16 protein-coding genes are annotated in these 17957 nt (G+C 65.6%); 7 read left to right on the top strand and 9 right to left on the bottom strand.

Features of this window, described 5'->3' with window-relative positions:
• The first annotated feature begins 78 nt into the window (after positions 1–78).
• Complete coding sequence (zigA, locus tag ACXAJT_RS10185) at positions 79–1299, top strand: zinc metallochaperone GTPase ZigA (RefSeq protein ID WP_475234958.1); 1221 nt, start codon at positions 79–81, stop codon at positions 1297–1299.
• Positions 1299–1922 carry a DUF1826 domain-containing protein gene (locus tag ACXAJT_RS10180; protein WP_475234955.1) on the top strand — a complete coding sequence of 208 codons (624 nt, stop codon included), beginning with the start codon at positions 1299–1301 and terminating at the stop codon, positions 1920–1922. Before zigA ends, ACXAJT_RS10180 begins: the two co-directional genes overlap by 1 nt.
• Positions 1923–2011: 89 nt before the next feature.
• Here the strand turns inward: ACXAJT_RS10180 and ACXAJT_RS10175 are convergent, their stop codons facing one another.
• From ACXAJT_RS10175 to ACXAJT_RS10160, 4 genes are all read right to left on the bottom strand, one after another.
• Positions 2012–3049: a LacI family DNA-binding transcriptional regulator gene (locus ACXAJT_RS10175; protein WP_475234954.1), complete on the bottom strand. Its 1038-nt coding sequence runs from the start codon at positions 3047–3049 to the stop codon at positions 2012–2014.
• A 40-nt stretch (positions 3050–3089) separates the two neighbouring features.
• The gene (locus ACXAJT_RS10170) at positions 3090–4586 is read right to left on the bottom strand and encodes a tripartite tricarboxylate transporter permease (protein ID WP_475234953.1); all 1497 of its coding nucleotides are present in this window, start codon (positions 4584–4586) and stop codon (positions 3090–3092) included.
• A gap of 10 nt (positions 4587–4596) precedes the next feature.
• Positions 4597–5016, bottom strand: coding sequence for a tripartite tricarboxylate transporter TctB family protein (locus ACXAJT_RS10165; RefSeq protein WP_475234952.1), 420 nt, complete (start codon positions 5014–5016; stop codon positions 4597–4599).
• A 79-nt stretch (positions 5017–5095) separates the two neighbouring features.
• On the bottom strand, positions 5096–6145 hold the full coding sequence (locus tag ACXAJT_RS10160) for a hypothetical protein (RefSeq protein WP_475234951.1): 1050 nt from the start codon (positions 6143–6145) through the stop codon (positions 5096–5098).
• A gap of 248 nt (positions 6146–6393) precedes the next feature.
• On the opposite strand from ACXAJT_RS10160, the gene araD reads away from it, so the two are divergent.
• The 5 genes from araD (at position 6394) to map (ending at position 12407) form a co-directional block, all read left to right on the top strand.
• Positions 6394–8136 carry an L-arabinonate dehydratase gene (gene araD / locus ACXAJT_RS10155; protein ID WP_475234950.1) on the top strand — a complete coding sequence of 581 codons (1743 nt, stop codon included), beginning with the start codon at positions 6394–6396 and terminating at the stop codon, positions 8134–8136.
• Positions 8137–8163: 27 nt separating this feature from the next.
• A complete protein-coding gene (locus ACXAJT_RS10150) occupies positions 8164–9060 on the top strand; it encodes a dihydrodipicolinate synthase family protein (RefSeq protein ID WP_475234948.1) in 897 nt (298 codons plus the stop codon).
• A 70-nt stretch (positions 9061–9130) separates the two neighbouring features.
• Positions 9131–10660: an aldehyde dehydrogenase (NADP(+)) gene (locus tag ACXAJT_RS10145; protein WP_475234946.1), complete on the top strand. Its 1530-nt coding sequence runs from the start codon at positions 9131–9133 to the stop codon at positions 10658–10660.
• 70 nt (positions 10661–10730) lie between these two features.
• Positions 10731–11444 (top strand): ribonuclease activity regulator RraA, encoded by a 714-nt coding sequence (locus tag ACXAJT_RS10140; protein ID WP_475234944.1) that lies wholly within the window; start codon positions 10731–10733, stop codon positions 11442–11444.
• 213 nt (positions 11445–11657) lie between these two features.
• A complete protein-coding gene (map, locus tag ACXAJT_RS10135; protein WP_475234941.1) occupies positions 11658–12407 on the top strand; it encodes a type I methionyl aminopeptidase in 750 nt (249 codons plus the stop codon).
• A gap of 86 nt (positions 12408–12493) precedes the next feature.
• On the opposite strand, the gene ACXAJT_RS10130 is transcribed toward map, so the two are convergent.
• The 5 genes from ACXAJT_RS10130 to ACXAJT_RS10110 are packed head-to-tail and all read right to left on the bottom strand — an operon-like array spanning position 12494 to position 17747.
• A complete protein-coding gene (locus ACXAJT_RS10130; RefSeq protein ID WP_475234939.1) occupies positions 12494–13282 on the bottom strand; it encodes an ABC transporter ATP-binding protein in 789 nt (262 codons plus the stop codon).
• Positions 13279–14136 carry an ABC transporter ATP-binding protein gene (locus ACXAJT_RS10125; protein WP_475234937.1) on the bottom strand — a complete coding sequence of 286 codons (858 nt, stop codon included), beginning with the start codon at positions 14134–14136 and terminating at the stop codon, positions 13279–13281. Before ACXAJT_RS10125 ends, ACXAJT_RS10130 begins: the two co-directional genes overlap by 4 nt.
• Complete coding sequence (locus tag ACXAJT_RS10120) at positions 14133–15068, bottom strand: ABC transporter permease (RefSeq protein ID WP_475234935.1); 936 nt, start codon at positions 15066–15068, stop codon at positions 14133–14135. The genes ACXAJT_RS10125 and ACXAJT_RS10120 overlap by 4 nt, the downstream gene beginning before the upstream one ends.
• Positions 15065–16126 (bottom strand): ABC transporter permease, encoded by a 1062-nt coding sequence (locus ACXAJT_RS10115; protein WP_475234930.1) that lies wholly within the window; start codon positions 16124–16126, stop codon positions 15065–15067. The genes ACXAJT_RS10120 and ACXAJT_RS10115 overlap by 4 nt, the downstream gene beginning before the upstream one ends.
• A gap of 4 nt (positions 16127–16130) precedes the next feature.
• Positions 16131–17747, bottom strand: coding sequence for an ABC transporter substrate-binding protein (locus ACXAJT_RS10110; RefSeq protein ID WP_475234927.1), 1617 nt, complete (start codon positions 17745–17747; stop codon positions 16131–16133).
• Positions 17748–17957 lie beyond the last annotated feature (210 nt).

Here is a 17957-nt window from a genome sequence, read left to right as displayed (position 1 = left end):
CGGAAATCGGGTTGCAGCGGCACGGTAATCTCCATAGTGTAATAGTATAACATTGCATGAAGCGAAGTGGAGCGCCCAATGTCAGCCAAGGACACACGCCTGCCCGTCACCGTCCTGTCGGGGTTTCTCGGGGCCGGAAAGACGACCCTGCTCAATGACGTGCTCAACAACCGCGAGGGCCGCCGCGTCGCGGTCATCGTCAACGACATGTCCGAAGTGAACATCGACGCCGATCTGGTGCGCGACGGCGGGGCCGACCTCAGCCACACCGAGGAAAAGCTGGTCGAGATGACCAACGGCTGCATCTGCTGCACCCTGCGCGACGACCTGCTGCTGGAGGTGCGGCGTCTCGCCGAAGAAGGGCGCTTTGACCACCTGCTGATCGAGAGCACCGGCATCGCCGAACCGCTGCCCGTGGCCGCCACCTTCGATTTCCGCGACGAACTCGGCGAGAGCCTGTCGGACATTGCCCGGCTCGACACGATGGTGACCGTGGTCGATACGGTGAACCTGCTGAACGACTATTCCAGCCACGACTTCATCCGCGACCGGGGCGAAAGCCTTGGTGACGAGGATGACCGCACATTGGTCGACCTGCTGGTCGACCAGATCGAGTTCGCCGATGTGGTGGTGCTCAACAAGGTCAGCGACGCGGGGCCCGAGCGGCTGGACGCGGCGCGCAAGATCGTCGCCGCGCTCAACCCCGATGCGCAGATCGTCGAGACCGATTTCGGCAAGGTCGCCTCTGATCGCATCATGGGCACCGGGCTCTTTGATTTCGACAAGGCGCATCTGCACCCGATGTGGGCCAAGGAGCTTTACGGCTTTGCCGACCATGTGCCCGAGACCGAGGAATACGGCGTCTCGTCCTTCGTCTACCGGGCGCGGCGACCGTTCCACCCGCAGAAGATCCACGACGTGCTCAACGGCGATCTGCCGGGGGTGATCCGCGCCAAGGGGCATTTCTGGATCGCCACCCGTCCCGACTGGCTGGCCGAATACTCGCTGGCCGGGGCGCTGAGCAGCGTCAAACCGATGGGCATGTGGTGGGCGACGGTGCCGCAGGAGCGCTGGCCCGATCACCCGCAGGCGGTGGCCTATCTCAAGCAGCACTGGCGCGAGCCCTTCGGCGACCGGCGGCAGGAACTGGTGTTCATCGGCGCGGGCATGGACAAGGCGGCCCTCACCGCCGCGCTGGATGCGGCACTGGTGGGCGACGAGACCAGCTTTGTGCCGCACCAATGGCAAGACCTGCCCGACCCCTTCCCCGGCTGGCGCCGCGCGCCGCAGGCGGCCTGATGCTGGACGCGCATAAAACCGGTGGCCCCGCCACTGACGTGCGTGAAGGCGGGTCGGTGGATGTCTTGCGCGAGGTCCACCGGCCCGGCTGCGCCGCAGCAATCTGGCAGCGCCGCCTGCCGCCGCTCTTCGAGCAATGGATCAAGGCTCTGCCGGACGAACGGTTGCCTGCGCTGCGTGCCGATGCGGCCCTTTGCGACGTGGCCGACCTGATCCTTGGCACCTGCCGCCGCGCCGGCAGTGGCTCTGCCGCAGGGCACGCCATGTTGGCCGAAGACGTCTCGCAGCTTGCTGCCGCGTTCGCGCGCATCACCGGGCAGAACCGGCTACAGATCCGTCTCGACGTGGTGCGCGGCAATGCCTGCAGCAAGTTCCATGTGGATTATGTGCCCGCCCGCCTGCTTTGCACCTATCGCGGCGCGGGCACCGAGTATGGCACAGCGGGGCCGCAGGGTGATCCGGAGGCGGTGCAGCAGATGCAGACCGGTTGGGCGGGGATCTTTCGCGGGCGACTCTGGCCTGACGTCGACCCCTGCGGGCTACGCCATCGCTCTCCGCCCATCGCGGGGCGCGGAGAAACACGGCTGCTGCTGGTGATCGACGCGGCACAAGGCGCGCTTTGAGATGAACATCCTACGCCGCCCGGACCGGCAAGACGCCGGGCGGCGCGATGGCAAAACTGCGGCTCTGCCCGCGGCATCCGCGAGGAAGATCAGGCAGAGCGCCGCCGCACCACCTCGAAGCCAAGATCGACGACCGAAGGTCCCCCCTTGTCGCCGTGCAGCCGCGCCAGCATGCTCTGCGCCGCCGCCCGCCCGAAGGCGGCCATGTCGACCCGGATGGTGGTGATCGGCGGCTCGACCGATTGCGCAAACTCCTGATCGCCGAAGCCGACGACGGCGATCTGTCCCGGCACGTCGTAACCCTGCGCCTGCGCCTCGACCAGCACGCCATGCGCCAGCAGGTCCGAGGAACACTGGATCAGCCCGCCTGTGAATCCCTGCTCGAGCAACATCCGCAGCGCGGCGCGGCCATTGGCCAGCGACGCCTGCGCGTCGAACAGGGCGCGCGGCACCTCGCCGGGCACGCGCTTTTGCCATTCGTGCACGAATGCTTCGCTGCGCCGACGGGCGCGCTCGTCACCGGCAGAGACCGTGCCAACCTGCCGATAGCCCGCCTCCCACGCGAACTCGGCCACCGCGCGGCCGGTCTCCACGTGATTGAAGCCGACGCAGAAATCGATCGGGCTGTCGGTGATGTCCCAGACCTCGACCACCGGTATCTCGGCCCCCAGCAGCATGCGCCGCGCCTGGACCGAATGGTGAATGCCGGTGAGGAACATCGCGTCGGGCCGTCGCGACAGGTGGGTCGAGATCAGCTTTTCCTCGTCCTCGGGGCCAAAGCCGGTCTCCGAAAGCAGGATCTGATAGCCCTCCTCGCGCATCTCTTCAGAGAAGGCCTTCACCATCGAGGAGTAGACGATATTGGTGATCGACGGCACAAGCGCCGAGATCAGCATCGATTTGCTGGTCGCCAGAGCGCCGGCCAGCGCATTGGGCACGAAGCCGGTTTGGGCAATGGCCTCCTTGATCTTGGCAAGGGTGGCGGGCGAGACCTTCGACGGGTCCGACAACGCCCGAGAGACGGTGACCTGACTGACCCCCGCCAGCCGGCCCACCGCCTCCATGGTCACACCGCGGCCCTGACCTTTCCGGCTGGCCCGCGGTTTCTTTTCTTGCTCCTCGCCCATCGCGCGCAACTTTCTGTCAGCGGCGGTCCGGGCGCAAGCCTCAGACCGCCTCGTCTGCAATCTCTTTCTTCTTTTTCGCCATCAGCGCGGCGCCTGCAACCGATCCGGCGATGAGGATCCACAGAACAATGGCGATCCAGCTCTTGGTGAAGAAGATCGTCACGTCACCGAAGCTCTCCAGGCTTTTGACGAAGTAGATCTCTGCCGACGGTCCAAGGATGAAGCCGATGATGAAAGGCGCCACCTCCAGCCGCAGTTTGGTGAAGAGCCAGCCCGCCACGCCGAAGATCAGCAGCGTCCAGACGTCGAACATGATGCCATAGTTGATCGTATAGGCCCCGATCACGCACATCATCAGGATGACCGGGAAGAGGATGTGCTTGGGGATCGTCACCACCAGCGCGAAGTAGCGGATGGCAAAGTACATCATGGCAAACATCGCGATATTGGCGATCAGCATGGCGATGATCATCGCGTCCCATGTGCCGGGGTTGTTGCCGATGAACAGCGGGCCGACCTGAATGCCCTGCAGGGTGAAGGCCCCGATCAGCAGCGCGGTGGTCGAATCCCCGGGAATGCCCAGCGACAGCAGCGGCACCAGCGCACCGCCGGTGAGACCGTTGTTGCCCGCCTCCGACGCCATGATGCCCGCCGGCTCGCCCTTGCCGAAGTTTTCGGGACGCTTCGAAAAGGTCTTGGCGTTGGTGTAGCTGATGATCGACGCCGCCGAACCGCCGACGCCGGGCAGGATGCCGACGAAGGTGCCGATCAGCGACGAGCGCACGAGGTTTACGCTCTGGCCTCTGAACACCCCGAAGGAAAAGCCCGACTTCTTGCCGACGTCGATATCCTTGGACGAATGGCCCTTGGGCACGCCGATCTCGGCTTGCTCGAGGATCGCCGCGAGACCGAAGAGACCGATCAGCACCGGCAGCAGCGAGAAGCCGCTTTCCAGCCAGTACTCGGTGCCCGGCGGCACGAGGCGCAGCTCGCCATTGCCCCCGCGCGAGATGTCGTAGGTGCCAATCAGGCTGATGAAGATGCCCAGCACGCCCGAGAAGATGCCCATCAGCATGTCCGAAGACAGCGCCGCCATGACGGTGAGCGCAAAGAAGATGATCAGGAACTTCTCGACGTAAGAGAACTTGATGGCGAAATCGGCCAGCGTCGGCGCAAACAGGTCCAGCACCAGCAACGACACGAGCCCGCCGACGAAGGAGGCGAAGATGCCGATGCGCAGTGCCTTTTCGCCCTCGCCCCGCTTGGCCATCGGATAGCCGTCGAAGGTGGTGGTGATGGAACTTGGCGTGCCGGGAATGCCCAGCAGAATGGCTGGCACGAGGCCACCCGAAATGCCGCCGACATAAAGGCCGAGCAGCAGCGCCAGACCGTTCTCAAGGCCCAGCGAATATGTCAGCGGCAGGCTCACGGCGACCGCCATGGTGGCGGTCATGCCGGGGATCGCGCCAAAGATGATGCCGATCAATGTGCCGCCGACGATCAGCGACACGAACAGAGGCGTGATGATCTCGAACATGGGCTGGTCCTCAGGGCAGTGTCAGGAAGAGGGGATAGGTGAACAGCCACCACACGAAAGTGGGGCCGACCAGCGCGACGATGAGCAGCGGCAGCACCTGCCGAAAGCCACGCTCGTGCATGAACAGCAACCCGGTGGCCAGCACGTAGGGGATCGAGCACAGCAAGAAGCCCATGCCGGTGTTGGGCCAGATGCCCCCCACCGGCACCATCAGCGAGAAATACAGCAGCGTCAGCGCCAGCGCGCCAAGAAAGCGCGGCTTGTCCATCGCCGACCACGTCTCGCGCCAGTAGCCGCCCGCCGCCGCGATGCGCTTGTGATCGCGGATCACGATGGCAAGGCCGAGCACGCCAAGGACGATCGCGATGATGGTGGGGAAAATCAGGTGCGACGTCTCGAAATCGATGGTCACACGGGTAAGGTCGCCCATTGGGTCCTCCCTATGGGTATAGCTTGAGTCAGTGGTCCGGCCGGGCACAGGCCCGGCCGGACCGAATGTCAGCTGGCTATCAGGACCCGGAAGAAATGTCTTCGATCACCGACTGATAGGTGTCGCGCTTCTCGTTAAGATGCGCGCGGGCGTCTTCGGTCGAGAGGTAGTTGGGAATGAAGAAGGCCGCCTTCTGGCGCTCCTGAATGTTGCCTTCCTCAAAGATCTCGGCCAGCGCACCGTCGATGGTCTCGATCACCTCCGGATCCATCTCCTTGTTGAACAGGAAGAAGAATTCCTTGTCGAAGGTGAAGTCTTGGCTGTCGCTCACCGGCACCGAGGTTTCGGGGCTGGCGAAGCTCAGCATGTCATCGCGGGTGGTGCCGCCCATGCCGGCCTCGGGCGCCTGCTCGAGCGTGCCGGGCCGCGCGGTGATCCACACGAAACGCATCGCCTTCTCGTCCGACGGGTCAAGCTGGGTGAACTGTTCGTTGGCCTGGATCGAGCCGTTGATCACATCGGCCAGATCATCCCACATCGCTTGGTTCTTGTCCGACTGCGAGCCGGTGTTCACCGCCACGATGTTCTCCTCCGACCCCGGTGCGCGCAGCTTGGCGGCGTTCTTCATCGCGGAAAAGCCAATCTCCGACACGCCGCCCGGCTGGATGGCGACCCGCACGCGGGTGCCGGCCTCGGCCGCCGCGAGGATGTCGTCCATCGACTGGTAGGGGCTGTCGGCGGGCACGAGGTAGGCGTTGCCCGGGTTGATCGCCACGGTCGGGCCGACCGCGTAGTTGGCGAAAGGATCGTCGTAGCCGGTCACGCCATAGAGATTGCCCAGATAGCTCTGGTCGTGGAAGATCATGATCGTGGTGCCGCGCGTGTCACGGCCAAGCGCCTTGAACGCTTCGGACGCGCCGACAGCGTCGACCTTGATGTTGATTCCCAGCTTTTCCGACAGCGCCTCGGCGACGATGGCCGAGTTCTGATAGGTGTCACCGCCGGTCGACTTCGAGCCGATCACCATGCGCATGTTGCGCGGCAGGTTCTGCGCCTCGGCGACAAGCGGGGCTGCAACCATGGCCGCGGCCGAAGCGGCGGCAAGAAGAGTTCTGCGGGTAAATTTCATCGTTTCCTCCCGATGGGCCGTCATGCGGCCGGCTTCTACTGACCGGGCGGTCTCCTGTCTCGCACCCGGGTGTCGTGGCCATGCACTATGTAAGCGCATACATAGCTCAAGACCACATCCGCGGCCCACCTGTCAAGGAATTCTGTTGGTGTTTATTTTCACACTTAAATCACCGTGATTTGCTTGACGTTCATTTATGTATGCGCATACATCATCAGCAAGTGACCGCGATGAGACGGAGGAGAATCATGTCGCAAAAGCACCGCAAGACCCCGGAGCAGCTGCGCAGCGCGCGTTGGTTTGCCCCTGACGATCTGCGCAGCTTCGGACACCGTTCGCGGATGATGCAGCTCGGCTATTCCGAGGAGGAATTCCGCGACAAGCCAATCATCGGCATCCTGAACACTTGGTCGGAACTGAACTCCTGCCACAGCCACTTCCCCGAGCGGATCAAGGACGTGAAGCGCGGCGTGCTGCAAGCGGGCGGCCTGCCGGTCGAACTGCCCGCCCTGTCGGTCGACGAAAGCTTCAACAAGCCGACCTCCATGCTCTACCGCAACATGCTGGCGATGGAGACCGAGGAGCAGATCCGCGCCCACCCGCTCGACGGCGTGGTGCTGATGGGCGGCTGCGACAAGACCACCCCGGGCCTTGTCATGGGGGCGATCTCGGCCGGCGTGCCGTTCATCTACATGCCCGCGGGCCCGATGCTGCGCGGCCACTTCGCGGGCAAGATCCTCGGGTCTGGCTCGGACGCGTGGAAATACTGGGACGAGCGCCGCGCCGGCAACATCACCGACGAAGAGTGGCTTGGCATTCAAGGCGGCATCGCGCGCTCGGCGGGCACCTGCATGACCATGGGCACCGCCTCGACGATGACCGCCATCACCGATGCCATGGGCCTCACCCTGCCCGGGGCCTCGTCGATCCCGGCGGTCGACTCGGGCCATCAGCGCATGGGCGCCGACTGCGGGCGCCGTGTGGTAGAAATGGTCTGGGAAGACCTGACGCCCGAACGGATCATCACCCCCGCCTCGGTACAGAACGCCGCCAAGGTCGCCATGGCCACCGGCTGCTCGACCAACGCCGTCGTCCACCTCATCGCCATGGCCCGCCGCGCCGGGGTCGACCTGACGCTTGACCATCTCGACGCGCTTGGCCGGGTCACCCCGCTGATCGCCAACGTCCGCCCCTCGGGCAAAGACTACCTGATGGAAGACTTCTTCTATGCGGGCGGCCTGCGCGCGCTGATGAAGCAGATGGAAGAGATGCTCGACACCTCCTGCGTCACCGTCACCGGGCGCACGCTGGGCGAAGAGATCGAGACCGCGCAGGTCTACAATGACGACGTGATCCGCCCGCTGTCGAACCCGGTTTACCACGAGGGCTCTCTGGCGCTGCTGCGCGGCAACCTCTGCCCCGACGGGGCGGTGATCAAGCCCGCTGCCTGCGACCCCAAGTACCACGTGCACGAAGGCCCGGCGCTGGTCTTCGACAGCTACCCCGAGATGAAAAAGGCGGTGGACGACGAAAATCTCGACGTCACCCCCGACACGGTGATGGTGCTGCGCAATGCAGGTCCGCTCGGCGGGCCGGGCTTTCCCGAGTGGGGCATGCTGCCGATCCCCAAGGCGCTGATCAACCAGGGCCACCGCGACATGCTGCGTATCTCGGACGCGCGGATGTCGGGCACCTCCTATGGCGCCTGCGTGCTTCACGTCGCCCCCGAAAGCTTTGTCGGCGGCCCGCTGGCGCTGCTGCAGACCGGCGACATCGTGCGCCTCGACCTGCCCAACCGCCGGCTCGACATGATGGTGGACGAGCAGGAGATCGCACGCCGCAAAGCCGCTTGGACACCGCCAGAGCCGCGGTTTGAGCGGGGCTGGGGCTATATGTTCTCGCGCCACGTGACGCAGGCCGACAAGGGCTGCGACTTCGACTACCTCGAACGCGAATTCGGCCGCGCCGCGGGCGAGCCCGACATTTTCTGAGCCCGAAAGTTTCTGAAGAGGACCGACATGCTCGATCTAGATACCGCCCTCGCCGGCATCTCCGGCATCCTTGTCACGCCTTATGACGAGGCTGGCGAAATTGCCCCCGGCAAGCTCACCCCGATCGTCGACCGCGCGCTTGGCGCCGGGCTGCACATGCCCGTGGTCAACGGCAACACCGGCGAGTTCTATGCGCTGACCACCGACGAGGCGATCACCATGGCCCGCGAGGTCTGTGCCATGGTGGACGGACGCGCGCCGGTGCTGGCGGGCATCGGCCGCGGCATCCGCGACGCCTGTGCCTTGGCCAAGGCCAGCGCCGAGGCCGGCGCCACCGCGCTGATGATCCATCAGCCGCCCGATCCCTTCGTGGCGCCGCGCGGCACGGTGGATTACGTCAAGGCCATCGCCGACGCCTCGGGCGGGCTGCCGATGATGCTGTACCTGCGCAACGACGCCATCGGCACCGGCGCGATCGCCGACCTTTGCGCCGTACCGGGGGTGAAGGGCGTGAAATGGGCCACGCCCAACCCGCAGAAGCTCGCCGCCGCCAAGGCCGCCTGCGATCCCTCGATCACCTGGGTCGGCGGTCTGGCCGAGGTCTGGGCACCGACCTTCTACGCGGTGGGCGCGCGCGGCTTCACCTCGGGGCTGATCAACATCTGGCCCGAGCGGTCGCTGGCGATCCACGCCGCGCTGGAGGCGTCGGACTACACCGAGGCGAACCGCCTGATTGGCGAGATGCAGGCCTTTGAGGACATCCGTGCCGAAGAACTCAACGGCACCAATGTCACCGGCGTGAAGGCCGCGCTGCAGGCCACCGGCTTTGACTGCGGCGCCACCCGGCCGCCGTCGGCGTGGCCACTGACCGACGCGCAGCAGAAAAAGATGCAGGCGTTCCTCGAGACCAACGGCCTCGTCTGAGTCACATCGGGGCGCCGCAACGGCGCCCCGCCCCCCGAATTTCCCTCTGCCCCCGAAAGGACATTTCCCCATGGACGGCACGACCCCGATCTTCACCCCGCACGGCAAACACCTCATCGCAGGCGCATGGATCGCCACCGAGGCGCAATTTGCCTCCGAGCCCGCCAGCGGCCCGGTGCACCAGTTCTCCGTCGGCACACCTGATCTGGTCGACCGGGCCTGCCAGGCCGCCGAAGACGCCTTCTGGGCCTACGGCTACGCCAGCCGCGAGACCCGCGCCAAATTCCTCGAAGCCATCGCCGATGAGATCGAGGCGCGCGGCGAGGCCATCACCGAGATCGGCAGTCAGGAAACCGGCCTGCCCGAAGCCCGCCTGCAGGGCGAACGCGGCCGCACCACCGGCCAGCTGCGTCTTTTCGCGGCGCACATCCGCAAAGGCGACTACCTCGACGTGCGCGTCGACGAAGCGCTGCCCGACCGCCAGCCGCTGCCGCGCCCCGAGCTGCGCATGGTGCAGCGCCCGATCGGGCCGGTCGCCGTGTTTGGTGCGTCGAACTTCCCGCTGGCCTTCTCCACCGCGGGCGGTGACACCGCCGCGGCGCTGGCCGCCGGCTGCCCGGTCGTGGTCAAGGGCCACTCCGCCCACCCCGGCACCGGCGAGATCGTCGCCGAGGCGATCGCCGCCGCCATTGAAAGCTGCGGCATGCCCAAGGGCGTCTTCTCGCTGATCCAGGGCGGCAACCGTCAGGTGGGTCAGGCGCTGGTGCAGCACCCGCTGATCAACGCCGTGGGCTTCACCGGCTCGCTCGGCGGCGGGCGTGCGCTGTTCGATCTGTGCGCCCAACGTGAGGTGCCGATCCCCTTCTTTGGTGAGCTGGGTTCGGTGAACCCGATGTTCGTGCTGCCCGAGGCCACCAAGGCGCGCGGCGCCGAGATCGGCACCGGCTGGGCCGGATCGCTGACCATGGGCGCGGGCCAGTTCTGCACCAACCCCGGCATCGCCGTGGTCGGCACCGGCGCCGACGGAGACGCTTTCGTCGAGGCCGCCCGCGCCGCGCTGGAGAAAGCCGCGCCGCAGACCATGCTCACCGAGGGCATCGCCAGCGCCTATCGCGCCGGCAAGGACCGTTTCGACGGCCGCAACGCGGTGCGCCCGCTGCTGACCACCGAAAGCGGCCCGCGCGAGGCGGCCCCGAACCTCTACGAGACCGATGCCGAAAGCTACCTGCAGGATCACGCGCTTGGCGAAGAGGTCTTCGGGCCGCTCGGCCTCGTGGTGCGGGTCTCGGGGCTCGACGAGATGGTGACGCTCGCCAAGGGCTTCGAAGGCCAGCTGACCGCGACGCTACACATGGATGACGCCGATGCCGACGCCGCGCGAAAGCTGCTGCCGGTGCTCGAGCGCAAGGCCGGGCGGGTGCTGGCCAACGGCTTCCCCACCGGCGTCGAGGTCTGTGACGCGATGGTGCACGGCGGCCCCTACCCCGCCTCGACCAACTTTGGCGCCACCTCGGTCGGCACGTTGTCGATCCGCCGCTTCCTGCGGCCGGTGAGCTACCAGAACATTCCCGGTGCCGTGCTGCCCGAGGACCTCGCCTGACGCGACCCTTCGCCCGGTCCGCCCCTTGCACCCGCGGACCGGGCACCCGATTGACTTGGAGGAGACCCCGATGAACCCCGAAACCCGTGACATCCTGATGGAGGTGTCTGTCGCCACGCTGGCCACCGCGCTTTTCAAGCGGGGCTTGCGCCATCAGGTCATTCAGGGCGTGCACCCGGTCGGCTGGAAGGGCAAGAACATGGTCGGCCCCGCCTTCACCCTGCGCTACATGCCCGCCCGCGAGGACCGCAACCCGCTGACCGAGTTCCGCAACCCCGAGCACCCGCAGCGCGTCGCGATCGAAACCTGCCCCGAGGGCCATGTGCTGGTGATGGACAGCCGCAAGCAGGCCGATGCTGCCTCGTCGGGCGATATCCTGATCACCCGGCTGATGATGCGCGGCGGTGCCGGCGTGGTCACCGACGGTGGCTTTCGGGACGCGGCGGTGATCGCCGAGTTGGACATCCCGGCCTATCACACCCGCCCGTCGAGTCCGACCAACCTGACCAACAACGAAGCCATCGCGATCAACGAGCCGATCGGCTGCGGCGACGCGCCGGTGTTCCCCGGCGACATCATCGTGGGCGACGCAGACTGCGTGATCGTGATCCCGGCGCATATGGCCGATGAGGTCGCCGCCGAAGCCAAGGAGATGACCGCCTACGAGGATTTCGTGGTCGAGCAGGTCAAGTCGGGCGAGCCGATCATTGGCCTCTACCCGCGGGTCAACGAAGAGAAATACGGTCCTCTCTTCGAGGCGTGGCGCGCCAAGAACGGCCGCTGAGCTTCCCCCTCCTCCCCCGGCGCGGACCTCCCCCGCGCCGGACAACCGGGGCCGGTCTTTGCCAGCGTGCAGGGGCCGGCCCCGCCAGCATGTCCCGTCCGGCGAGCGCACCGGTCATTGTCCCCCCCCCCGACATTGACCCCAGACATTGCCCCTGACATTCCCCAGCGTCAGCGATAAGGTGGCCGCTCACGCATAACGGGAGCGCTTCGCATGACGATCACTCAAGAAGGCGAACTCGATGGGCTGAAAGACATCGGCCGGATCGTCGCCAACACGCTGCGCGCCATGGCCAAGGCGATGGAGCCGGGCATGACCACGCGCGAGCTTGACGAGATCGGCCGCGCCTATCTGGAACGCCATGGCGCTGAATCCGCACCACAGTCGGCCTATGATTTCCCCGGCGCCACCTGCATCAGCGTGAACGAAGAGATCGCCCATGGCATCCCCGGCGAGCGCATCATCGCACCCGGCGATCTGGTGAACATCGACGTCTCGGCCTCGAAGGATGGCTTTTTCGCCGACACCGGTGCCACCTACCGCGTCACGCCGGTGCGCCCCTCGCTCGACAAGCTGTGCCGCGATGGCAAGCGGGCCATGAAAATCGGCATCGGTCAGGTGGCAGAAGGTCGGCCTCTGGCCGGGATCGGCAACGCCATCGGCAAATTCGCCAACGATCGGGGCTACACATTGATCCGCAACCTTGCCAGCCACGGCGTTGGCCGCTCGCTGCACGAATACCCCGAGGAAATCGCCACTTGGCCGACGCGCAGCGACCGTCGGCGGATCGATAAGGGGCTGGTGCTGACGGTCGAGCCTTTCCTGTCGATGGGCGGGCTCTGGGCCAGCGACGGCGACGACGGCTGGACGCTTTATGCCGAGCCGAGCGCCCCGGTCGTGCAATATGAGCACACGGTCGTCGCCACCGAGCGCGGCGCGATCATCCTCACCCAGCCGGGCTGACGCGGCTTTGGGCGCGCATCCGCCCACAGAAAAAGCGCCGGCCTGCATTCGTAGGCCGGCGCTTTCATTGTCGGGCGCGCCTGTGATCAGCTCGCCTCGGCCATCCCTTCATGCCCCGACGAGCGCAGCGCGCTGTCGAGCAGGTGGCGGGTATAGGGGTGCTCGGCCTGCAGGTTGCGCATCGCCTCCACCTGCAGCGTCTCGACGATCTCGCCCTTCTGCATCACTGCCACCCTGTCGCACATGTGTCCGATAACGCCGAGATCGTGGCTGACCATCAGATAGGTCAAACCGAACTCGCCGCGCAGGTCCGACAGCAGGTTGAGGATCTCGGCCTGCACCGACACGTCGAGCGCCGATGTCGGCTCGTCGAGCAGCAGCACCTTGGGTTCAGGCGCCAGCGCCCGCGCGATGGCCACGCGCTGCCGCTGCCCGCCCGACAGCTGGTGCGGGTAGCGGAAGCGGAAGCCGCCGCCCAATCCCACCTGTTCCAGCAGCCGGTCAATGCGCGCATCCACCCCGTCCTTGATGCCGTGCAGGGCCAAGGTCTCGCTCAGCACCCTGTCGATGGTCTGGCGTGGATGCAGCGAGGCGTAGGGGTCCTGAAACACCATCTGCACGGTGCGGTAGAACGATTTCGATCGCTTCGCCCCCGAAAGGGCCTCGCCGCTGACGTGCATGGCGCCGTGCCAGTCGGTGACCAGCCCAACCAGCGCGCGCAACACCGTCGACTTGCCCGAGCCGGACTCGCCGACGAGCCCGTAACTCTCGCCCTGCGCCACGCTCAGGTCGATGCCGTGCACCACGCGGTTGCGCTCGTGCCCCTCGCCAAAGAAGACCTCGAGCCCTTCGATCTGGATTTCCGGCTGGCTCATAGCATTGCACTCACAGACGGGGCCACGCGCCAGTCCGGGTCGCGCTCCAGCGCTTCCAGCCGCGGACGCGGGCGTTCAAGATCGGGGACCGAGTTCAGCAGTCCCAGCGTGTAGGGGTGTTTCGCCTCATGCAGCTTGCCCGCCTCGCAGACCTCGACGATCCGCCCGGCGTACATCACCGCCACCCGGTCGCAGAAGCCCGCGACGAGGTTGAGATCGTGGCTGATGAAGATCAGGCCCATGCCGCGCTCGCGCACCAGCTTGTCCATGATCTCCAGCACCTGAAGCTGCACCGACACGTCGAGCGCCGAGGTCGGCTCGTCGGCGATCAGGATCTCGGGGTTGGGGATCAGCATCATGGCGATCATGATGCGCTGGCCCATACCCCCCGAAACCTCGTGCGGGTAAAGCTTCATCACCCGCTCGGGCTCGCGGATCGCCACGGCGTCGAGCATCTCCAGCGCACGCTTGTAGGCCTCGGCCTTGCCCACCTTCTCATGGGTGCGCAGCGCCTCGATGATCTGGTCGCCGACGCTCATCACCGGGTTCAGCGAGTACTTCGGGTCCTGCATGATCATCGAGATATGCTTGCCGCGGATCGCCCGCATCCGTTTCGGCGAAGCATCCAGCAGGCTCTCACCCTGCATATCCATGCGGTCCGCCGTGACCTCGCCCGGCTTGCGGATCAGGCCAAGGATCGCCCGGCCGGTCATCGACTTGCCAGAGCCGGACTCGCCGACGATCCCCAGACGCTCTTTGCCCAGCGAGAGCGAGATTCCCCGCACCGCCTCGAAGGTGCCGGAGCGCGTGGGAAAGCGCACCGACAGGTTTTCGATATCCAGAAGATTGCTCATTTGCCGCCCTCCTTCGGGTCGAGCACGTCGCGCAGACCGTCGCCGATCAGGTTGAAGGCGAGCGAGATGGCGAAGATGGCAAGACCGGGGATGGTGGCCACCCACCAGTAGTCGAGGATGTACTTCCGCCCTTCCGAGATCATCGCGCCCCATTCCGGGCTCGGCGGCTGCGCCCCGAGGCCGAGGAAGCCGAGGCCCGCGGCGGTGAGGATGATCCCCGCCATGTCCAGCGTCACCCGGATCACGAGGCTTGAGATGCACAGCGGCCAGACGTGGCGCGTGATGATGCGCAGCGGCCCGGCGCCCTGCAGGCGGATGGCGTGGATGTAGTCGGCACCGCGAATGGTCAGCGTCTCGGCCCGGGCGATCCGGGCGTAGGGCGGCCATGCGGTCAGCGAGATCGCCAGCACCGCGTTCTCGATCCCCGCCCCCAGCGCCGCGACGAAGGCCAGCGCAAGGATAAGCCGCGGGAAGGCGAGGAAGATGTCGGTGATGCGCATCAGCACGGTGTCGATCCAGCCACCGAAATAGCCCGCGCAGGTGCCGATGATCAGGCCCAAGAGCGGCGCCACCAGCGCCACCAGCAGCACGATGTAGATCGAGATCCGCGCGCCGTAGAGCAGCCGCGAGTAGATGTCGCGGCCAAGGCTGTCGGTGCCGAAGATATGCCCCTCCCAGCCCGGCGGTTTGAGGCGCGCGCCGAGGTCCTGAACGAAGGGATCGTTGGTGGCCAGAAGCGGCGCGAAGATCGCCGCCAGCACAAGGATGGCCAGCACGATCAGGCCAAGCGACGTCAGCTTGTTCGAGGTCAGCTTCAGCCAGCCCTGATACCACGCGGCGGCGCGCGCCTGCCCACGGGACTGCGGCGTATCGCTCAGCAGCCAGGCCTTCAGGCCCGGCTTGGCGTCGATGTTTGTGTTCTGCGAGGTCATTTGGCCCTCGGATCGAAGAAGCGGTAAAGAAGGTCCGAGAAGATGTTGAGGCAGACGAAGATCGTGCCGATCACGACGGTGCCTCCAAGGACCGAGGCCATGTCATTGGCCAGCAGCGAGGTGGTGATGTAGCTGCCAATGCCGGGCCATGCGAAGATGATCTCGGTCAGCACCGAGCCTTCAAGCAGGTTGGCATAGGCCAGCGCGATCACCGTGATCAGCTGGATGGCGATATTGCGGAAGGCATGACGCCAGACCACGTGCCATTCGCTCAGCCCCTTCACCCGCGCGGTGATGACATATTCGGAATTGAGTTGTTCGAGCATGAAGCTGCGGGTCATCCGGCTGATGTAGGCAAGGCTGAAATAGCCCAGCAGACAGGCCGGCAGGATGATGTGAGACAGCGCGTTCTTGAACACGTCCCAGTCGCCCGCGATGATCGAGTCGACCAGCAAGAGCCCCGTGCGCGTCGGCACCAGCCCCTCGTAGAACACCCCAAGCCGCCCGGGCCCGGCCACCCATCCAAGGATGCCGTAGAAGATCAAGAGCCCCATCAGGCCGAGCCAGAAGATCGGCATCGAATAGCCCACGAGGCCGACGAGCCGGGCGATCTGGTCGATCCAACTGCCGCGGTAGACCGCCGCCAGAACCCCCAGCGGCACGCCAAGAACCACCCCGAGGATGGTACCGATGGTCGCCAGTTCAAGCGTCGCGGGGAACACGCGGGCAATGTCCTCGGCCACCGGCTTGCCGGTGCGGATCGAGGTGCCGAAATCGCCCTGCAAGACGTCGCCCACATAGATGGCGAACTGCGAGATCAGCGGCTTGTCCAGCCCCAGTTCCTGATAGACCTGATCATACTGCGCTTGGCTCGCGCGCTCGCCGATCACCGCGAGCACCGGGTCGATCGGCATCACGCGGCCGATCATGAAGGTGACGAACAGCAGCCCCAGCAGGGTGATCGCCACGGTGAAGGCAAGGCTGACGGTTTTCTTCAGCCATTTCGGCGGAAAGGAGGACGCCGCGCGCCCTCCTCCGTTTGTCGTTGTCTCAGCCACGGGATTACTTCGTCACAACCCAGTAGGAGACCGCGGTGGTCGCGCCACCGGCCACGAAGTGCTCGACGCCCGACTGCATGGCGTTCTGCTCGATCTGCTGGAACATGATGCCGAAGGGGCTGACCTCCATGTGCTCGCGCTGCAGCTCTTGGTACATCTCGGCGCGCTTGGCGCTGTCCTGCTCGACGACGGCGGCGAGGGTCTCTTCGCTCATCTCCGGCAGTTCCCACGCGTTGCGCCATGCCAGCAGGCCGGTCGCGCCCGCCTCATCCGAGTTGTCGGGGTTGTAGGCGAAGGTGCCGGCGTTGGTGTTGGGGTCGGGATAGTCCGGGCCCCATGCGCCAAGGTAGATGTCATGCTCGCGCGCGCGGTAGGTGTCGAGCGTCTGCGCGCCGGTGCCCACGATCATCTCGACGTTGATGCCGATCTGGCCCCAGGTGTTCTGCAGCGACTGACCGATGTCGATCCGCTCCTGCGCGTCGCGCACGTTGATGGTGATGTCGAAGCCATCGCCATAGCCCGCCTCGTCGAGCAGCGACTTGGCCTTCTCGACGTCGAAGCTGTAGGGCGTGTCGCTGATCGCACCCATGAAGGTCTGCGGCAGGAACGACTGGTGGGTGATGTACTGACCCTTCAGGAAGCTGTCCTGCATGCCGGTGTAATCGGTGGCGTACTTCATCGCCTCGATCACCTGCGGATCGGACAGGATCTCGTGCTTCTGGTTGGCCGCCCAATACATCAGACGCCCGCGCAGTTCGTCGACAACCTTGACGCTGTCGACGCCTTCAAGACCGGCCACATCCTCGGGCGAGAGGTTGCGCGCGATATCCACGTCGCCGCGTTCCAGCTGCAGACGCTGGGTGGCGCTTTCCTGAATGTGCTGCACGATCACGCGCTTCATCTCGGGCGCTTCACCGGCGTACTCGGGGTTCAGGTCCAGCGTGTAGCTTTCATCCGGCTTCCACGAAGCCAGCTTGTACGGGCCCGAGCCGGCGGTGTTGTCGCGCAGCCATGCGTTGCCCATGTCGCCGTCGACCTCGTTGGCCATCACGGTTTCCATGTCGACGATGCCGCCGATGGTCGCCGCAAGGCAGTTGAGCACGAACGAGACGGCGTAGGCCTTGTCGAGCTTCAGCACGAGGGTCTTTTCGTCAGGCGCGACGATGGTTTCCTCAGCGTTTTCGGGAGTGAAGCCGAACTGGGTGAGGATGAACGACGGCGTCTTGTTCAGGATCACCGCGCGGCGCAGCGAGAACTCGGCGTCCTTCGCGGTCACCGGGTTGCCCGAGGCGAACACGTGCCCGTCGGCCATGGTGAAGGTGATCTCGGTGCCGTCCTCTGACACTTCCCAGCTTTCCGCCAGCGCCGGCTGGAAGCCCGCGTCGAGGTTCATCGGGTCGAAATCGACCAGCGACTCATAGACGTTGCGGCTGATGTCGCTGCCGGTGAACTCGAAGCTCTCGGCCGGGTCCATCGTCTTGATGTCGTCGATGCGCTGCGCGATCACCAGCATGTTCGGCGGCGTCTCGGCCTGCGCGGTCAGCGCCGTGCTGCTGAGCAGCGCCGCCGTCAGCAGTGCCGCGCCGATGCGCATGGTCCGCGCCGGGGTATGTCGGGTCATGGTCGTCTCCCTGATGTTTTTTGGTCTGTGCTGCGCTCCCGCGCCGCTGCGGCCAATCTCGACATCTCCGGGATGGAGCACATAGCCGTCGCGACGTCATACGGGGCGCTGGCCGGAGGTTCGGCGAGAAATTGGGCCGTGTCGATGGTTTTTTGATCAAATGTTAAAATCCAGTAGTGGTACCGTCGCGTCACAATTCTTGCTCTGATT

The sequence above is a fragment of the Salipiger sp. ABF4_146 genome, assembly GCF_056161345.1.
Note: the sequence above shows the minus strand (reverse complement) of the source record. Positions and strands in the feature narration are given on the sequence as shown.